This window comes from Porticoccus sp. W117 (genome assembly GCF_030341905.1).
Lineage (GTDB): Bacteria > Pseudomonadota > Gammaproteobacteria > Pseudomonadales > Porticoccaceae > SCSIO-12696.
Window position 1 is genome coordinate 1 of sequence record NZ_JATAAF010000033.1, and the last position, 17,953, is coordinate 17,953.

At 49.3% G+C, this 17,953-nt stretch carries 17 protein-coding genes; 1 reads left to right on the forward strand and 16 read right to left on the reverse strand.

Annotation, left to right across the window (positions count from 1 at the left end; genetic code table 11):
* Positions 1–539: 539 nt before the first annotated feature.
* The 16 genes from QSV34_RS14485 to QSV34_RS14560 all read right to left on the reverse strand — a co-directional run bounded on the left by QSV34_RS14485 (position 540) and on the right by QSV34_RS14560 (position 15,957).
* Entirely contained in the window at positions 540–1,772 is a 1,233-nt protein-coding gene (locus QSV34_RS14485) for a hypothetical protein (RefSeq protein WP_289155877.1), read from the reverse strand.
* Positions 1,745–2,038 (reverse strand): hypothetical protein, encoded by a 294-nt coding sequence (locus QSV34_RS14490; protein WP_289155879.1) that lies wholly within the window; start codon positions 2,036–2,038, stop codon positions 1,745–1,747. Before QSV34_RS14490 ends, QSV34_RS14485 begins: the two co-directional genes overlap by 28 nt.
* Positions 2,039–2,147: 109 nt before the next feature.
* A complete protein-coding gene (locus QSV34_RS14495) occupies positions 2,148–3,506 on the reverse strand; it encodes an alpha/beta hydrolase (RefSeq protein ID WP_289155880.1) in 1,359 nt (452 codons plus the stop codon).
* Between the two features lie 49 nt (positions 3,507–3,555).
* Complete coding sequence (locus QSV34_RS14500) at positions 3,556–5,010, reverse strand: hypothetical protein (protein ID WP_289155881.1); 1,455 nt, start codon at positions 5,008–5,010, stop codon at positions 3,556–3,558.
* Positions 5,011–5,268: 258 nt separating this feature from the next.
* On the reverse strand, positions 5,269–5,751 hold the full coding sequence (locus QSV34_RS14505; RefSeq protein WP_289155882.1) for a type II secretion system protein M: 483 nt from the start codon (positions 5,749–5,751) through the stop codon (positions 5,269–5,271).
* Positions 5,752–5,753: 2 nt separating this feature from the next.
* Positions 5,754–6,881: a type II secretion system protein GspL gene (gene gspL / locus QSV34_RS14510; protein WP_289155884.1), complete on the reverse strand. Its 1,128-nt coding sequence runs from the start codon at positions 6,879–6,881 to the stop codon at positions 5,754–5,756.
* Positions 6,844–7,920: a type II secretion system minor pseudopilin GspK gene (gspK, locus tag QSV34_RS14515; protein WP_289155885.1), complete on the reverse strand. Its 1,077-nt coding sequence runs from the start codon at positions 7,918–7,920 to the stop codon at positions 6,844–6,846. Before gspK ends, gspL begins: the two co-directional genes overlap by 38 nt.
* A 2-nt stretch (positions 7,921–7,922) precedes the next feature.
* On the reverse strand, positions 7,923–8,627 hold the full coding sequence (gspJ, locus tag QSV34_RS14520) for a type II secretion system minor pseudopilin GspJ (protein WP_289155887.1): 705 nt from the start codon (positions 8,625–8,627) through the stop codon (positions 7,923–7,925).
* Positions 8,627–9,007 carry a type II secretion system minor pseudopilin GspI gene (gspI, locus tag QSV34_RS14525; RefSeq protein WP_289155889.1) on the reverse strand — a complete coding sequence of 127 codons (381 nt, stop codon included), beginning with the start codon at positions 9,005–9,007 and terminating at the stop codon, positions 8,627–8,629. Before gspI ends, gspJ begins: the two co-directional genes overlap by 1 nt.
* On the reverse strand, positions 9,000–9,539 hold the full coding sequence (gene gspH, locus QSV34_RS14530) for a type II secretion system minor pseudopilin GspH (protein ID WP_289155890.1): 540 nt from the start codon (positions 9,537–9,539) through the stop codon (positions 9,000–9,002). Before gspH ends, gspI begins: the two co-directional genes overlap by 8 nt.
* A gap of 5 nt (positions 9,540–9,544) precedes the next feature.
* Positions 9,545–9,970, reverse strand: coding sequence for a type II secretion system major pseudopilin GspG (gene gspG / locus QSV34_RS14535; RefSeq protein WP_289155891.1), 426 nt, complete (start codon positions 9,968–9,970; stop codon positions 9,545–9,547).
* A 4-nt stretch (positions 9,971–9,974) separates the two neighbouring features.
* Entirely contained in the window at positions 9,975–11,180 is a 1,206-nt protein-coding gene (gene gspF / locus QSV34_RS14540; RefSeq protein WP_289155893.1) for a type II secretion system inner membrane protein GspF, read from the reverse strand.
* Positions 11,180–12,637 carry a type II secretion system ATPase GspE gene (gene gspE, locus QSV34_RS14545; protein ID WP_289155895.1) on the reverse strand — a complete coding sequence of 486 codons (1,458 nt, stop codon included), beginning with the start codon at positions 12,635–12,637 and terminating at the stop codon, positions 11,180–11,182. Before gspE ends, gspF begins: the two co-directional genes overlap by 1 nt.
* Positions 12,638–12,639: 2 nt before the next feature.
* On the reverse strand, positions 12,640–14,583 hold the full coding sequence (gspD, locus tag QSV34_RS14550) for a type II secretion system secretin GspD (protein ID WP_289155897.1): 1,944 nt from the start codon (positions 14,581–14,583) through the stop codon (positions 12,640–12,642).
* A gap of 12 nt (positions 14,584–14,595) precedes the next feature.
* On the reverse strand, positions 14,596–15,297 hold the full coding sequence (locus QSV34_RS14555) for a type II secretion system protein N (RefSeq protein ID WP_289155899.1): 702 nt from the start codon (positions 15,295–15,297) through the stop codon (positions 14,596–14,598).
* A gap of 213 nt (positions 15,298–15,510) precedes the next feature.
* The gene (locus tag QSV34_RS14560; RefSeq protein ID WP_289155901.1) at positions 15,511–15,957 is read right to left on the reverse strand and encodes a helix-turn-helix domain-containing protein; all 447 of its coding nucleotides are present in this window, start codon (positions 15,955–15,957) and stop codon (positions 15,511–15,513) included.
* Positions 15,958–16,350: 393 nt separating this feature from the next.
* On the opposite strand from QSV34_RS14560, the gene QSV34_RS14565 reads away from it, so the two are divergent.
* Positions 16,351–17,953, forward strand: a 1,603-nt coding sequence (locus QSV34_RS14565) for a phage tail protein (protein ID WP_289155903.1), incomplete at its 3' end; no start/stop codon positions are given.

The window sequence follows — 17,953 nt, forward strand, 5'->3', positions numbered from 1 at the left end:
GGGATTGATAAAAACGCCCACCATTTATTTGTGAGCTGTGCGTTGATGAACCTTGTGGTAGCTAAAGCTCATTTGCTGAAACAGCCAGAGTTGTCTCAGGCGTAGTTCGCCTGAAAACGGGGAGGAGTCCCCCGTTACGATGAGCATACGCGTAAATATCGAGTTATTTGTGCAAGATTTGGAGAAAACGAGCATCTGAGTTTTTGATTTGCGAACATAAAATCGCTTTATCAATTAATCAGATGTTCCCTAATTTATATCTGAGCAAGCCCGATCCAATGCCCCGGCAGTCACTCTCCGGGGCGTTATTCATTTGGAGGTGTTGTCACCTTTCTGAATCGCTCCCTGAACTGCAGCCCTCACTTGGTACAACACACACCAGAGTGAACCCTTAACTCTGGCACCACCGGCCAGGGCAGCACCAGCTACTGGACGAAAAACAACTTCGATATCCTGGGTCGGCCCAAGCCCAAGCAGGTGACCCACCCGGACAACAGCACCACCACCTACGGTTATAGCAGGTTTGTCTCCAACTCCTCTTATTCGAATGCCTTTCCTGCTTCAGACTTGTTCTCTGGAGTAGGATTTTTTCCAAATATTTTATTCAGGTCGAAAGGGAAAAGGTCGCTCTTTGTTTTTTTGTGAACATGATATATCACTTTGGCTGAAGCCAGGATTGGGTCATAAATATCACTGTTTTCACATTCTGGACTAAAAGTCGGCCATTTATCGGTTGTACCATGATTCGACGAAGACTGATGTGTATAGCTGCGATATCGAACAATAGGTTTGCAATCTACGGTAGGTTTTCTGTCGTTAACAATTCGCTCAGTATGCGCGTTGGAAAAAGAATCCTGAATAAGATGTAACATCGAACCTAACGCAGCTTTTCGAATCTGACTGTCTGTAGTCGGCCCATGTTTATATGTATTGCAGATTCCAGAATCAATTGGATTCTTGCAGTACAAGTTAAATGTCGTGCCGACTGTCCAAGGCGGTAGGTCATCCAAAAATGGATTAAGACATCTCAGGAAGCTGCCGCATCTGCTTTCACACCATTTTTTGTCTCTGTATCCTTGGTTGTACATCACAGCGGCCAGGTCAGGATAGGTATGTTCTTTTTTGTCCCAGTAATCGCAGTACCCCTCGGTAATGTCTATCTCGGTATCTTCAGACGCAATTTTATAGGTAAAACTCAACCATTGGTTGATTAATTTTCTTGTGTCTGAAGCCTTTATTCCATCGTCGTTAGCCATTGCGTGCATAAATTGCCATGAACCATAGTGGCTGGCGCACAACATGCCATCAGTGGTTGCATCTATAGGGCCGCTTAATTTTCTAATTTTGCAATCAACTTTAACAAGCTCGACAAATTTTGGAATAGTGCCTTTGTATTTCAGCATTCGTGTTGGATCATCTGGAAATCGGACATGTTTTATTAGGTCAAGATAGTTGTTGATCGCATGATCTACACGAGCTGGCTCCAGGAGCTGGGATGAACTTGCCGAAAACAAGGCATAAGTGCTTGAATCAGGGGAATAGTTTTCACAGCGAACAGGCTCATGAACGATTTTTTTACTGTCACGATTGGCTGCGTATAGGCACTCTAATGCCAGTGCGGTCATGCGCTCATGGTTTCTTTCAAAGCCAAATTCAGTATCGAAGCGATCTGGGTCTTTCAGGTCAGGATCAATGACGCCAATTTCGTAGGCGGAAGCTGTTAACGAGCAAATTGGCAGGACGGTTAAGAAATACCATTTTCTTTTTCCCATTTTACTATTCCTTCAAGTTTGTGAATTGTGTGCTCAAAATTTTTTATCAATATAAAGAATCCAGTACTGGGTCGTAATTTCGATCCTGTCATAACGATAGGGGGCGTAGCACGAACTTTTTGATTTATCAGCAGAGAAAAGCGGCCCAACGCTTCGCCAGTCATATGCCGGGATGTTACTTTTGGTCTATTTTTTGGTGGAATTAACCACCAATCTATATCAGTAACTGCCTCGGCCGTTGCTGCCCCTGGCGGATAATCAAGCATTTGCCCGGGCCCAGTCAGGCTTTGAGGCGAAAGTTCAAACTGACTGCTTATCCTTGTTGTCAAAGTTGAAAAATTAAGATTACAAAGTGTTTTGACATTCTTTTAATAATTATTTTGCTGGTATTAAATACCAGTATCCTTCCTTTTTTTTCAAGCCTGGTCGGCTATCTGCTTTTTTCCCATCAATTACATTAGATAGCTCTAAAATGAATTCTAAATTTTCAGCATATGATGAATGATTCAGGCGAAGGAAGGAAACGCCAACATCGCTACTGTCGATAGTTTCAAAGCCGTCAGAGATGTAGAGGTGCTTGCCCGCTTGGCCAAGTCGAGGTGTTCCATTATTTATCGGTCTGGATATGCCAAGGGCTTTGTCGTTTTTAGATGCGTATATTGATATTCTTGCCCCGAGTTTTTTTAACTCAGGTGCAATTCTGGCTTTAAATACTTCTTGCGATATATCTGGTTCAACCAGTATCAGCTCTCTAAGCTTGTTTAATGAGCTACCATCAAGGTCGTCTTTAAGTGATGTCAGAGCTCGAGTTATTCCTCTGCTGCCCATGCTGTGAGCAATTATAAATATTTCCTCGACTTCATCTCTGTTTGATAAGTCTTTTATAAACTCTTTAATATCGCCTACTGAGTCGGATATTTTTGTTGAGTCGTTTACGTACCCATTGATACTCCCGTCAGAAGCCCATGAAAAGAACATTGACCTTCCCTGGAATTTTAGATCATAGTGGAGCTGTGCTGTTCTGAGTGCTGCCCCCTCAAAAGTAACATTAAATCCATGGATAAATAGCAATAAGCTGCTTGACGATAAATTTGATAAGAAAGATTCTTTTTCTAGAGGGTGTATTTCTTTCAAAATAAAATGCTTTTCTGGGTCTTCGGTCTCATTAAACCACCACCAGCGATTAACTGGGCGTTCTATTTCTCCTGTTTCATGAATTTTTACGGGTATTGATACGTTACAAAAGCCATATGAAATATTTTTTGATATTTTTCCAGTAAAGCCCTTTCCGTCAAATTCTCTATTTGTGGCATAACTCGGAAAAAAATGAACGTACTTAGGCTCTTTTTCAGAAGAGGAAGATTCATCCTTCAAGGATTGATTAGATCCTAGTGCTACCGTCCGAGCTTTCTCCATTGTATACCACTCTGAACTTAGAGCAGCAGATAAAGCCAGGTTGGCTTCACGGTGGAGGTTTTCTGCAGTTTCAAAATTCCCATCTTCGGCGGCTTGTGAAGCCTGAAGTGAAAGCGTGTTGGCTCGTTGAAGTAATTCGTAGTATTCGTTGGCTAGTTGCTTTAATTCGTCGTTTTGGTTTGCGCTTTCAATAATTGAGTGAGAGATGGGAGGAATTATCTCCGTTTCTTGTGTTGAGTTGTATGTCGTATAGGTAGCAATTCCTAGAAAGAGAAAACATATTGCTAAGAGATATTTAGTTCTATTCTTGGCTGCCATTTTAGTTGTCCTTGTAGAAAGGCTCCTCTACAGCATTGTCCACTTTTAGTTAGTTTGTAAGGGCTTTAATAAATGCCTGTCTTTGAGCGCTTTGCTGAGTAGCAGTTTGCCCGGGAATCAGAATTCCTCTGTCTTTAAGTGGGCATACTTGATTTAAGTTTACAGGTGATGCAGCTGGGGATTTGCTGACGATAATTCCTCGCAGCTCGACTTTTACTTGAGTAAATTGATCATTGGTTAGCGTTTGAGAGCAATTTTCCTTCTCTGCATCTGTAGTTGGAGAATCACAGTTATTATTTGCATACTCTGTGTCGGCAGATTGGACTAAGTCCCAGATTTTCTGAGCAGCGATGAGTTGCCTGTCTTTTTTCTCCTGCTTGTCGGCGGGTGAAAGGTTTTTGTTGTTGTCAATGTCAGATTGCTTTTCTCTGAGATTAGGAACGTATTTACCAACTGCATCAATCTTGGCTTGGCGAGCAAGCTGGCTTCCTGCTTTCGACAGTACTTTGTTGATGTCTTCTAGTCGTTTGTTGTTTTTTTTGGCCAGTTCTTCTGTCAATGTAGCCAAAGTCTGCTGATTGTCCAATGATGCTTCCTGGAATCCCTTTTGTACTTGTAAAACCAAGTATGTGTTGTCTCGAAATTCTTCTCCTAAACCATCATTCTGGTTTCCGGTGCCTTGTTTTATCAGTTTTCCGGTTTTGGTATTCAGCTCTACTTTGTCCCATAGGGATTCTTTTTGTTTGTCAGGTAGTCGCTCCTTGCGAATAAACACGTAGTTGCCAGCGCTCAGTTTAGGGTGTTTTACATCGGCTTCGCCGCCATTTGACACGAGGGTTAAGTCATAACGAAAAGCGATATCGTGGTGGTTTCCCTGAAGTAGGCTGCTGCCTAGTTTATCTATTGCCTGGAGCACTTTGCTTGCCGGTGGATAGGATTTTCCCCCTATTGCGGCAAGGTTTTTTATCAGGTTCTTTTGTTGTTCATTAGTGGTGTCCAACTCAACGATGGCAAGCTGAATGATTAAGGTTTTTCCGGTGTACTTGATGGGCCCATAAATAGGCAAGTACGAAAAGTTCATCTGCTGTCTGTCTTTTACTGAGTCAGAAAAATATACAACGCGCCCTTTGTCTAATGCGCCGGGTCCAAATTCTGCACCACAGCCATTTATGCCCTGTTCACAGACGCTGGCAATAACAGCAACTTCTGCGTTAGCGCCAATTTTTCGTGTTTTCCAGATGCCTTGTAAATGCTCTGAAACTGACCTGGGTTCAGGCAAATCATGTGCAAATGCACCAGAAAGATGTATCGAAATGGTTTCACCAGAGTTTATAGCATCAACAGGAGTGTATTTAGGTAGTAGAGACAGGTAATCTGTGCCATTTTTTTCAGAGGCTATTGTTGTTTTTGCATAATCTATCTCACCCTCATTTAAGTGTGTGCATGCGTTTAAAGTCAACAGGGTGGATACAACGGTTAGGGTCTTAATATTTTTCAGGAACATAACAATTATTTCCTTTAATTGATGAGTTCTTTTTGGTGATTTATTGTCACCTCTATCAAGACTAGACCGATATAATAAATTTTGCACAATTTTCAGCCGAAAGTATGGCAGTCGGCGAATAAGTATGCGGCTATGATGTATAGCTAGAAGGTAAATGCCGTCATGGCTTCCTTACTTTTAAAATAGCTGTAAAAAAGCGCTCGCTTTTTGGTTGAAAAGCCCTGGTGATGCACAAGTCATATGCGTGATTTATTTGTATTATCTGTTTTCCAATAAACACTGAACATTCACAACCCCAGGCTTTGCCGTCTTTTCAACAGTAATCTGCTGAATACCAATGCCATGCTGTTCGCTCAATGTTGTCAGCAACTTTATAGTTTTCTCAAACGATACCTGTGTCAGCCAGGTGCGCAGATTTTCTGCCTCTGGCTGTAATCGGTTGATCTCGACCCCCAATGCTTTTGCGGTGTTAGTGGTGGCTTCCATAATGGATTGGTTGGTTACTTGCTTTTTTGGTGTTGTTGCCAGTTGTTTGACTTGTGGTGAATGCTGCTTCACCCATTGTAGTAATTCCTGCTGCTCAGTAACGCGTGTTTTGGAATCCTGGTAGTAGTTGTACGCAGGAAGAATAAGGCCATAGATCAGTGCTAACAGGCCAGCAAAGATTGCCAGTACTTTTAGCGCGGTACGATCTCGATCATCCAGGCTTTGGTATTTTTTTTGTATGGTGATTTTATCCATCTCTACCCCTCAGACACCTGAATCCTTGCTAATACCCCGGCATCATTTTTGTTGCTGGACAGCACTTTCGCATCCAGCTCCGCCGCTTCCAAGGCCTGGCGCAACTGATTGATGCTTTCATTGTTGTTACTTTGTACCTCCAACTGCAGGGCACCTTGCTGTTGGTCAAAACGCAGGTAGCGTACTTGGTGGGGGCTGTTTAACGCCGGCGCACAACGCGCGATCAGATCTATAAATTGCCCGTCTGATGGCTGGCTCGTTTGGCCTTTCAGGTAGCCCTGCATACGACGTTTGATATTGACGGTGTTTTTGGTGTTTGGGAAAAGGCTTAAAAACTGCGCTTCAGTCTCCTTCTGAAAACCATCCGCTTTCTGATGAAAAAACCAACCGGCCACCACAAAATAACCGAGCGCCATGATCAGGATAGCCGCAGCCGTACTGATGGCGTGCCTTTTCCATCGGACACCTATGTCGCTATTTGCCGGTTGGTAAGCGCCTTGCAGTAAGCTAACACCTTTAAAGTTTTCTATATCCAAATCGGAAAAATTGCTGGTATTGCTTTGTAGCAGCTTTTCGTTGCTGTGGTTTTCTTGTAACTTTTCCTGGAATTTTTCCAAGAATTCATTTCGCACCGCGCAGCCTGTACCATCTGGCTGGCGCAATAAGGTTCGTTCTCCCAGGTTGCAAGTGTTCAGGCTGTCAGGTAATTCCGGTACTAGCTGATAATCCGCATACGCCGAGATGGCGCTGATACCAATACCTTCTAACTGATTCAGGTAGTCGTCCAGCTGGTTTTGTGAAACAGCAAAAACAGTGGTTGTTAACTGTTGCACTGGTGAGTGGACAATATGAACCTCTTCCACAGCTTCTGACAGGCGTTCTTCCAGCAAAAACGGCAAGGCTTTCAGGGCGGCTCTATTGGGGAGTGTTAGCGTACTTGAATGCACCAGTTCGCCGGGTATGACCAGGTGTGCGGAGTTGATATTTTGTTCCTGAAAATATTGGGTCAGCTCAGACAGTTGGCAAATGTCGGGTAGCTCAAAGCCCGGCTGTCCGCCCCACAGGCGCACAACACCTTCTTCCAGGGAGGGGTCAAAATACAGAAACGGGCTTTTGGTCACTTTGCTCATCCGAGGTTTCAGGTTGTTTATCTAAAGGCGTCGTCGTTGCTTCAGGAAGATTTAGCGTCAGTCCACTGGTGCGATCCCAAAGTACCAGTTTTTCTGTTTCTGTATCCAGCGAATACCGTGAGTATAAGGTGACTTTGCGTTCACCAAAACGGGCGACCACAGCAATGGCATACCAGTGAGACTTGACGGTTACCACGGAGCTGTCCAGTTCTATACCCGCCGTAACGGCAGACTGCAGGAAAGATTCAACACTCTGAAAACCGCTGGTAACCACTTCTTGGCTTGCGTCTGCGGAGGCTTCCTGTTGCTTGGCAGGTAAATCTGGTTGCAAGCCACTGCGCTGTTGCACAATTTGCTCTCCATCCAGTTGTGGTGCAATGGCTGAAAGTACCTCTGCGGGTGCAGTGTTGATATTCACCGGCAAGGGCACGGGCAGGGCAGATGTGAATGATTTGAGTTTGCCTGTCTCTGTGTTTTGGGCGCCGGCCAATGCCTCCAGCTGGTTGCGGTCGTTGAGCTGCCGATTGGCGACACGATATGAAGGTTCGCCGTAGCTGTATCGACTGTCTTCTCCGCCAGTGCCCGTGGGGTTGTGGTCACGATCAATCCAGTCCTGCAGTGGATCGAGCAGATCAACAGCCTCTTGCTGCTGAAATAACCGCCGGACAAGCGCTGGGTGGCCGCCAGATGCCACAATGTTGTTGAGGTTAATGCGGCTTTGCAAATCTTCAATGGCAGTCGTGATGTTCCCCTGGCTGGTGGGGTAGGTACTTGGCAAAAATGTTTTGTTTGAAATGGCTTTGTCGGCCAATGCTTTTTGTAGGTGGATTTGTGTCAATGCTTCTCCGCCCAGGGCGTCTTGCCACGACTGGGCGTCTTGAACAATCCACTGGGTGCGCTGAATGCTCGCCTGGCTGCTGCGAATCATTTGCGACGTTAATATGGCTGCTATCGCAAATACCAACAGCGTGCTGATTAGCGCAACTCCCGATTGGTGTTTGGGGTTGCTGATAACGTGTGTACGGCTGCCAAAGCCCATGATTATTTGCGCTCCCTTTCAGCCAGTGCAAAGGTGCGGGTGATTTCGCCAAACTGCTCTGTAACAAGGCGTACGGTAATCCCCAACGGCAGTGGGTGCTGTGGTAGCTTCTTTTCCGCGCTGTCGGCTTTTGTGCCTTCGCTATTGTTATTGTCACTTTGATCCAGAGAGCTAGGCGGCCAGTGGCTACGGGGAATGCCATCGCGATCCAGAAAGCGTATTTCCATATCCGATACGCCGGGTATCAGTACCTGTTCGTGAGGTACGCTGTTGCTGACTCGATCCAATACATCCCAATAGGTGCGAATCAACTGGAATTCGCGGTTCCCTTGTGGCGTTCGGGTGCTGTTGATGCGGTATGACACCCGCTGTAAATGGCCGCGAGGTTGTTGAGTTGGGTTGTCCCATCCACTTCGGGTAAATGTCAGGCTGTGCCCGGATTCCAAGGTGCTGATCGCAGGCTCTATCTGGTGGTACTCGTTGCGAATTGGGCGATTGCTGACATTGCGAAGATCCCGGGCCATTATCCATATACCCCGTTGCAAATCCGCCAGGGCCGCATCGCGATTCTTGGCTGTCTCTTGGGACTGCAATACCTGGTTCAATACCTGCCAGGAACCGATGCCGATAATACTGAATATAGACAGCGCAACCATAACTTCCAGAAGGGTAAACCCCTGTTGGTGATTGGCAGTGCGGTTATTCATCAACGCCGCTCCCGCAGATAGCCAGTAAGCTCCACAATGGGCTGATCATCGGTACGGTTAGAGCGAACTTGGGCAATGACTTTGCGTAACCTGGGATCGGGGGTTTCCAGAGTTTCCTGGCGCACATGCCAATCGCGATTTGCAAACTGCACCTGCTGATCGCGAACTCCCAAGCTGGGCCAGTAAGGCTGTAAACGCAGTTCGGCAATGCTGTTTTCTGCTACCCAGGTAGCCAGGGTTTTATCCTCCAGTCGTGCTTGCTGGCGCACACTGGCGGAGCTGTTTTCCAGCACAACCAAGGCGGTTACCGCGAACACCACCAGGGCAATCATCAGCTCCAGCAGGGTAAAGCCCGCTTGGTGTTGTCGCCAATCAGTCATTGGCAGGCCTTAAACGAATTTTCCCCAAGCCATCCCCATGCACCACCCATGCAGTACGCTGTGCTTGTTCCAGTTGAATCTGGAATGGGGTGTATTCACCACTACTGGAAAATACAATTGCTGGTGGCTGTTTTTTTGGTTCTGTGTCTTCTTCAATGCGAGTGCGTAGCGGGGAGGGTTGAAGCATAGACAGAGTGGTTTTAGGATCCAACTGAATCAGCCGAAACAAGGGCTGGCTGCCTTGTTGCCATTGCCCTTTTTTGTGATCGGAAATCCAGTAGTTTCCGGCTTTGGTATCAATATGCAAGCCGTGGGTCTGTTGCTGAAACAATGCGCTGTCCGCTGCTTGCTGTAATGCCAGTTGAAGGCGATCCGCTTCACTTCGAAATTCCCGCTGTTCCACTACGCCCAATGAGAGCGTAGTGACGGATACCAAAACGGCAATCACCACAACCACAACCAGCATCTCTACCAGGGTAAACCCCGCTGAAATGGGCAGTTGGCCATTGGAGAGATGCCGATGGTGGATCATTTAAATTACAGCTCCCAGCTGTTGATGTCTTTGTCGTAACCTTCGCCGCCTTCTTTGCCGTCCGCGCCGTAGGAGAACAGGTCGTATTTGCCGTTGGAGCCAGGGCTTAAATACTGGTAGCTGTTACCCCAAGGGTCGTTGGGCATTTTTTTCAGGTAGCCGTCCGGGTTCCAGTTTTTGGCTTCGGGAAAACCGCTGGGGCGGCTGACCAACGCATCCAACCCCTGGTCGGTGGATGGGTAGTTGTGGTTGTCCAGACGGTACAGATCGAGTGCATTGCCAATAGAGCGGATGTCACTTTGTGCTGCTTTAAATTTGGTTTCATCGGCCCTGCCTAAAAATTGTGGCACCACCAAGGCGCCCAAAATACCGATGATTACCACAACCACCATAATTTCGATCAGCGTAAAGCCGGTTTGCTTATTGCGCATTTTCTTATCCTACGATCTGGTTCAAATTTAAAATCGGCAGCATCACCGCCAACACAATGGCGAGAATAAACCCGCCCATAATCACCAAGGTGGCGGGCTCCAAAATGCCCACCATAGTGGCGACGATGCGTTGCAGCTCTTTTTCCTGGGCATCTGCGGCTTTTTGTAGCAGGGCAGGTAACTCACCACTGGCTTCACCGCTGGCAATCAGGTGAATCATCATCGGGGGGAAATAACCACTTTGTCCCAAGGCGCGATTCAGGGCGATGCCTTCGGTGACGGATTTATCCGCCTGTTCCAATGCTTCTGCAAAGGCGTCATTCTTGACCACGGATTTGGCAATGCCCATGCTTTCTACCAGCGGAATTCCGCTGTTGGTGAGAATGGCCAGGGTGCTGATGTAGCGGGCCGCATTGCCACCGCGACTGAACTTGCGGGTAAAGGGTAGCGACAGTAATTTTTTGTGCCAGCCCAGGCGAATGTGTGGGCGTTGTAACAAAGCTCTTATAAATAGTGCTGCGGCGGCAATACCCAATGCTAGCCAGCCGCCCCAGGTGGATAAGAAATTGCTAATCGACACCAGAATTTCAGTTAATAGGGGCAGCTGCTGGCCGGCATCGGCGATGGTGTCGATAATATCCGGCACCACATACACCATCAGGCCAATCACAATGGCCAGGGACAGCACCAGCAACAATACCGGGTATAACATGGCCAGTTGAATCTTTTGGCGAAACTCCAGCTGCGCTTCGGTGTAATCCGCCAGGCGATTAAGTACCCCATCCAAGTGCCCGGATTTTTCGCCAGCGGATACGGTAGCGCAGTACAGGGTAGGGAAGGCACGGGGAAATTGCTGCAAGCTACCCGCCAGAGTGTGGCCTTCGCGAACCTGCGTGCGCACCGCCATCAATACGCGGCGTACACTGTGACGCTCCGTTTGGCTGGCCACCGCCGACAGGCACTCTTCAATGGGGAGCCCCGCTTGCAGCAGTGTTGCCAACTGGCGGGTAGCCAGAGAAAGGTCAGAAGCGCCAATACGGTGGCCGCCAAAAACACCACTGCTTTCCCGTTGCTGGGCCTCGCTGACGGCCAATGGTATGAGTTGTCGATCGCGCAATAACTGACGCGCCAGGCGCGCACTGTCTGCCTCTAGCACACCTTTTTGCTTGCGGCCTTGATTGTCCATGGCACTGTAGTCAAAGGCGGGCATTACACTTCCTGGGTAACACGCAGGATTTCTTCAATGGTGGTGTCACCCGCCAATACTCGGGCACAGCCGTCGCTAAAGATACTGGCGCTGTCGCGCCGCACATGGTCTGTTAGCTCTGCTTCGGATGCCTGATTATGGATCAGGGTGCGCAAGGTATCGTCTACCACCAGTAATTCGTAAATGCCGGTACGCCCCCGATAGCCTTGGTGGTTGCAGTGTTCGCAACCGCTGGCGCGGTAAATAGTGGGTGGCTCGCCATTCACTTTCAGCAAATCACATTCACTGGCGTCGGCGATGTGGGGTTGGCGGCAATGGGTGCACAGGGTGCGCACCAGCCGTTGAGCCAGTACGCCCACCAAACTGGACGACAGCAAAAATGGCTCAACCCCCATATCTTCCATACGGGTAATGGCGCCGACGGCGGTATTGGTGTGTAAAGTGGATAACACCAGGTGGCCAGTGAGGCTGGCCTGTATGGCGATTTGCGCAGTTTCCAGGTCGCGAATTTCCCCCACCATCACCACATCTGGATCCTGGCGCAACATGGCTCGCAAGCCTCTTGCAAAGGTCATGTCAGTTTTCAGGTTCACCTGGGTTTGGCCAATGCCTTCCAGGTTGTATTCGATAGGGTCTTCGATGGTGAGAATGTTTTTCTGGCCGTCTTCAATACGTGTCAGGCCAGCGTATAGGGTGGTGGACTTACCAGAACCGGTGGGGCCGGTGACGAGTAAAATGCCGTGGGGGCGGTGGAGCAGGGCACTTAGGCGCTCACGGTCTTTAACGCCCATACCCAGAGCTTCAAAGTCCAGCCGGCCGGCCTGTTTATCCAGTAAGCGCAGCACAATACGTTCGCCGTCACTGGCAGGCATGGTGGACACCCGAATGTCCACTTCCCGCCCGGCCACTTTCAGAGCGATGCGGCCATCCTGTGGAATTCGCTTCTCGGCAATATCGAGCTTGGCCATCACCTTGATTCGAGACACCAATAGCGGTGCCAGCGTACGTTTAGGTTGCACTACCTCCTGCAGTACGCCGTCCACCCGAAAACGCACCACCATTTTCGATTCAAACGTTTCGATGTGGATGTCGGAAGCGTTTTGACGAATGGCCTCACTCAATAAGCTGTTGAGCAAACGAATTATAGGGGCTTCGTCTTCTTGCTCCATCAGGTCTTCGGTTTCTGGTACCAAATCCGCCAATGCATCCAGATCCAGATTGTCGCCAATGCCATCGGCCAGTTCCTGGGCGGAGCTGCCTGTTTTGTCGTAGGTGCTGCCCAGCAATTGGTCAAACCCCGCTTGATCCATTTCGGTCAGCTTGGCGGATTGGCCAGACAGGCGCTGGACTTCCAGTATGGCGTAAAGCCCGGTTGCTTGTGTGTAGAGCACTTCCGGGCCCGGTTGCAGCAGTACCTGGTGGCGCTTGGCGTAGGAATAAGAAAGAGCCTTGCTACTCATGATTACGGCTTGTTTTCAGCACTAGTCGTTGGCGGCTCACGGTCGCTTTGTGCGGGTTTCAGTTTTTTTATTTTGGGCAGCAACGGTTTGTCTTTGAGAATAAAAAACCGTTCGGTATTTTTGTCAAACTGCAGTTGGCGTTCACGCATTTCGTTGTAGCGATCACTGGAATAACTTTCCAGTGTGGCGCTGTTGTGCAAAATTCGGGGGTGAATAAACACCAATAAATTAGCTTTGGTGGCGGTAATGCTGGTGCTGCGGAATAAGCGCCCCAGCAAAGGTACGCTGCCCAGTAACGGTACCTTGTTTTCGGTTTCAGTAAATTCATCGCGCATCAAACCACCCAAAACCAATACCTGATCATCACCGATCAATACCTGAGTTTTGATTTCTCGTTTGTTGGTGACAATGTCAGCGGTTTCTACTGGGGATTGAGTAATGCTTTCTACGGATTGGTCGATGGCCAGCGTTACGGAATTGTTGTTATTAACCCGCGGAGTAACGGTCAGTGACAAGCCGATGTCTTCACGCTGAATGGTGTTAAAGGTATTTAAATCGCCGGGGCGCTGTTGTTGGCCGGTCAAGAAGGGCACAGTTGAACCAACCAGAATAGAGGCTTCCTCATTATCCAATGCCACAATAGTGGGTGTGGAAAGAATATTGGCGTTGGTTTCCCCCGCCAGAGCGTTAATGATCAAACGCAGGTCGTTATTTTTCAAATAGCCAAAGGAAAGCCCACTACCCAACACCGGAGCTCCGTCTTCGCCCAGACTTAATGGGGTGAGGCCGGAGGGGAAATTACGAAAACCGCCGATCACATCGGTATTTCCACTGGGGGGATCTGCAGTCCACTGGATACCCAGGTTATGGGCCAGGTCTTCGTTGACTTCCACAATCAATGCTTCCACCAATACCTGTGCGCGAGGAACATCCAGTTCTTTAATAACTCCTTTCATGGTGGCCAGCAGGGAGGGTGGGGCGGTAATCACCAGAGCATTTAGCTGATCGTGTGGCTCAATACTTACCGCTACATCGGCCAGCCCCTGATCTTTGGATTTTTTCTGCTCGCTGCCACTGACGCTTTGTAGCAGCGGCACCAGGTCTGCAGCTGTTGCATACTGAATGCGAATAACCTGGGTGTTGCCTTGCCCTTGCAGCGGCTGGTCAAGCCGCTGAATCAACGAGCGAATCTGTTGACGGGATACCGGGTCGCCCGTCATCAAGATGCTGTTGGAACGCTCGTCCACAGCTAAGTTAAAAGCGTTGGCCGCGCTCTCTCCAGATTGCTTGGGTAGCAGCTTGGTCACCACGTCGCTGACTTCACGAGCAGAGGCAAATTCCAGGGTGATCAACTCAATATCAATCACACCGCTTTTATCCATGCTCTGAACGATGTCCATCACCTGGGCAATTTTGCTGGCCCGCTCGGCGACAATCAGCATATTGGTCTGCGGGTAAGCGGCCACATAACCTGACTGAGGAATCAGAGGGCGCAACAGGTTAAGCAGGTTATTGGCGGAAATGTTTTTGACCTTGATGACTTTAACCACCAGCTCCTCACCCGCCAGTAGCTTGCCATCTTTAGACATGGGCAATGATGAAGTCTTTGCACCGGCGATGGGAATCACCTTTAGTGATTCTCCGCTGTCGATGACAGCGAGGCCATGTACTTCCAATACAGACAGAAATACCCGGTATGCTTCTTCTCTGGTCATGCTGTCACCGGCCAATACGGTCACACGGCCTTTTACATTAGGGTGCAGGATGATATTTTTTTGAGTAACGTCTTGAGCCCAGCGAATCAAATCAATGACGTCGGCATTATCCAATGCCAACATAATGCCTTTATCGTTTGATGAGCCAGAGCCTTGTTGGGCAAATGCAGAAGGAACGGGTATTGCCACACAAAGGGTGATCAGCAACAACTGGTGTAGTTTGTTAACCATGCTGGGTGCCTGTTAATTGCGGTCTCTCAGGCGTTTTAAACGCTCTTTGAGTTCGTCTCGAGATACCGTTGTGCTCGCAACAACTGGGGTATCGTCGGGGGATTTGGTAGGTGTTTGGTGTTCAGGAATCTGTGACGAGGGCTGGGCATGCGCTATTTGCTTTTCTGCCGCAATACCCTGAGCAGCCTCAAGTATGGGAGCCGCTTTTTTATCTTGAGGGTCTGCGGCTACTTGACTCTGAATGCTTTTGATATCCGGGGAAATCCGGGGAAACAGCAAAACCTCATCCCGGCCATTGCGCCTTAATATCACCGAGCTTGGGGTAACGCTAACAAGCTCTGCGCCGCCTGGTACGGTTTCACCACCATAGTAGCGTTTGGATGGTTTATTGCCATGAGCAATCAGCGCGCTGGCGCTTTTGTGGTCAGAGTGGGAGAAGGTCCCGATTAATTTCAGGTTAAGTCGAGTGAGCGGTATATCTTTAACCGGCTTGGTATTAGGTGCCTCGGCCTTAACTTGCTGAGTGCCGAACAGTTGAGCCACGGCTCTTGAACTGAACTGGCTGGATGCGGGGGTAGCCGTACTTGAGTGGGACTGGCCAATCGGCTTGGCAAGAGAGGCCTGTTGACTCAAGTCTTCGCTCATACGCCAGTCAGAAAGTGCGGTGGAGCCCAAATACAATACAGCAGCCACCCACAAAACCAGTGTGGTCAAACGGTATATGCTCGTACTTGATTGCCAATCAACACTCATGGAGTCCTTCCGGTCCCTTTTCCTACTGCCGCCTTCGACTGTGCACAAGGCATTGAACAATAAATACTCACCTGAGCAGGGTAGTGTACGCTAAAGCACCTCTTTGGTGAGCTCAACCTGAATTGTAGGTGAATAAGTTTGGTTTTCACAGAGCCAGATACGTGGTTCAGCTATTTACTTACGTGACTCCTTTCTCTCATCAGTCTTTACGTCGGCTGGGTGTTCATGTCCATTCACGAGCGGTGGAAACAAAAAACTGAGCTTATTGAGATCACCGTACACCTGGCAGAGCATCAAAAACTGAGTCAATGAGATTTTTCCAGAGTACTCAAACTTGCGAATGGTTGGCGCCGGAACACCGGTGATTGAAGCAGCTGTTTTTCGACTGTGGCCAAAAAGTTCTCGTCGTCGGCGAATTATTTTCGCTAAAAACTGAAGATTTTCGTGAACGGTCAATTTTGACATTATGGTATCAAGTAGAAGGTTTTTTATTGTGGTTATTGATACGGTGGTGTCAAAAATCCCTTCTTTTTCACCGTAATAAGCGTCGTTTTTTTGTTTTCTAAAAATAAGATTATAAATTTTTAAAAAAGTTGCCAGAAGTTTTTTTGACAGACCCAAAACCAGGGTCTATACATTTAAGACATCGTCTCATGGATCACACGGATACCGAGGCGTATGGATGCGGGGTTCGACCAGTTACTGAGGTTTAACCCACCAAAGATCAAAAAGAATTGGGGGTAGTAGGGATGTCAGGTCACACTGAATTTGTCTTTTGTGCCTTGTTTAAAGGTACTAGCCACTTAACCAATATCGATACCACCGCGCGCTAAGCCACTAGCACATCATGGATGGTTGCCGCGTCGTTGTGTGTTTCGCACCGTGCCCTCAGTGGGTGCGCACTGACTTTTTGATTCCTGTTTCTCGCGCCACACCGATTGATTCCAAATTGATGACCGCCCGCTCAGTAATGCCTGCGCGGGCGGTTTGCTAATGACCACGGGGAAGGTTGTTATGAACACGTTGAAGGGGTTTTGCCGTTTTAATCGCTTCGCAGTGAACGCACTGTTGCTGTTGAGTTTGTCGGTATTTGGCTCACAGGCACTGGCTGCGACGATCAGCGCCACACCCAACCCCAGCACAGGCTCATTTACGGTGAGCTGGAGCGGATTGCCGCCATCTTGGGATGATGAGTTCCAAGGGTTCCGACTGAAGCAAAATGGCGTCACGGTATACAACTACTCACCTTTTACTTCTGTCACATCTCGGTCGTTCAGCAATATGGCCCCCGGCACCTATAGCTACCAATTGGAGTTGGACTTCTTTTGGGAGGAAGAAGATGAAGACGAGTCCGATGAGTGGCAGGAGTACTCCAACACCGTCACCGTTACCGTCAGTGATCCAACGCCTTCCACCCCTTCTGGTCTAAGCGCCCCCACCAGCGATGGTAATGGCGCTTACACCGTATCCTGGTCGTCCACCGCGAATGCCTCGACCTACCAACTGCAACGCCGCCCCGCCGGTGGCAGCTGGAGCACCGTGCACAACAGCAGTTCCACCAGCCGCTCCGAATCGGGCCTGGGCAACGGCGTGTGGGAATACCGTGTTCGTGCCTGCAACAGCGCCGGCAGCTGTTCCGGTTACAGCGGTACCGACAGCACCCAAGTGGCCATCGCTCCGGGTGTGCCTGGCACCGCCAGCATCAGCCCCAGCACCAGCTATAACGGCAGCCACACTCTGACTTGGGGCGCGTCCTCCGGCTCGGTCACCAAATACGACGTGGACAAACGCTTTAACGGCGGCAGCTGGAGTAATGCTTATGATGGTACTGCCACCAGCCGAGCCTTTAGTGGCTTGGCCACCGGCACCCACCAGTATGCGATCCGAGCCTGCCGCACCACCGGCAGCTACACCAACTGTTCCGGCTGGCGTTACTCGTCCAACGCCACCGTCACCGCCCCGGCGGCGGTCAGCCAACCCAATGCCCCCACCAACGACAACGACGGCACCTACTCAGTAAGCTGGAACAGCTCCACCGGCGCCACGTCTTACGAACTGCAACGGCAAACCAACGGCGGCAGCTGGAGCACCATCCAAAACACCAGCGCCACCAGCCGTTCCGAGTCGGGTTTGGGTAATGCGATCTACGGTTATCGGGTACGCGCCTGCAGTTCCGTGGGTTGTTCCGCCTACAGCACAGTGGACACCACGCAAGTGGCCATCACTCCAGGCGTCCCTACCTCCATCACCACTCCCGGCACCAACTACAGCGGTACTGTTTCCATGAGCTGGGGAGCCGGTTCTGGTTCGGTCAGTTACTACGATCTGGACAAGCAGTTCAACAGCGGCAGTTGGACAGGAGAGTATGACGGCTCTTCCCGCAGTCGCACCGACACCGGCCTGGTGGTGGGTACTTATCGCTACGCCGTCAGAGCCTGTCGTACCACTGGCAGCTACACCAGTTGTTCGGGCTGGCGGTATGGCAACACTTTCACCGTCACCACCCCGGCGACACCGGGAACCCCCAATGCGCCTTCCGGTGATCCGGATGGCGCCTACAGCGTCAGCTGGAACAGCACCACCGGTGCCACCAGCTACCAACTGCAACGGCAAACCA

Bases quoted from the DNA above. Each gene is read 5' to 3' on its own strand.
- QSV34_RS14485 (WP_289155877.1), bottom strand. From the start codon at position 1,772: ATGGGAAAAAGAAAATGGTATTTCTTAACCGTCCTGCCAATTTGCTCG.
- QSV34_RS14490 (WP_289155879.1), bottom strand. From the start codon at position 2,038: ATGCTTGATTATCCGCCAGGGGCAGCAACGGCCGAGGCAGTTACTGAT.
- QSV34_RS14495 (WP_289155880.1), bottom strand. From the start codon at position 3,506: ATGGCAGCCAAGAATAGAACTAAATATCTCTTAGCAATATGTTTTCTC.
- QSV34_RS14500 (WP_289155881.1), bottom strand. From the start codon at position 5,010: ATGTTCCTGAAAAATATTAAGACCCTAACCGTTGTATCCACCCTGTTG.
- QSV34_RS14505 (WP_289155882.1), bottom strand. From the start codon at position 5,751: ATGGATAAAATCACCATACAAAAAAAATACCAAAGCCTGGATGATCGA.
- gspL (WP_289155884.1), bottom strand. From the start codon at position 6,881: ATGAGCAAAGTGACCAAAAGCCCGTTTCTGTATTTTGACCCCTCCCTG.
- gspK (WP_289155885.1), bottom strand. From the start codon at position 7,920: ATGGGCTTTGGCAGCCGTACACACGTTATCAGCAACCCCAAACACCAA.
- gspJ (WP_289155887.1), bottom strand. From the start codon at position 8,627: ATGAATAACCGCACTGCCAATCACCAACAGGGGTTTACCCTTCTGGAA.
- gspI (WP_289155889.1), bottom strand. From the start codon at position 9,007: ATGACTGATTGGCGACAACACCAAGCGGGCTTTACCCTGCTGGAGCTG.
- gspH (WP_289155890.1), bottom strand. From the start codon at position 9,539: ATGATCCACCATCGGCATCTCTCCAATGGCCAACTGCCCATTTCAGCG.
- gspG (WP_289155891.1), bottom strand. From the start codon at position 9,970: ATGCGCAATAAGCAAACCGGCTTTACGCTGATCGAAATTATGGTGGTT.
- gspF (WP_289155893.1), bottom strand. From the start codon at position 11,180: ATGCCCGCCTTTGACTACAGTGCCATGGACAATCAAGGCCGCAAGCAA.
- gspE (WP_289155895.1), bottom strand. From the start codon at position 12,637: ATGAGTAGCAAGGCTCTTTCTTATTCCTACGCCAAGCGCCACCAGGTA.
- gspD (WP_289155897.1), bottom strand. From the start codon at position 14,583: ATGGTTAACAAACTACACCAGTTGTTGCTGATCACCCTTTGTGTGGCA.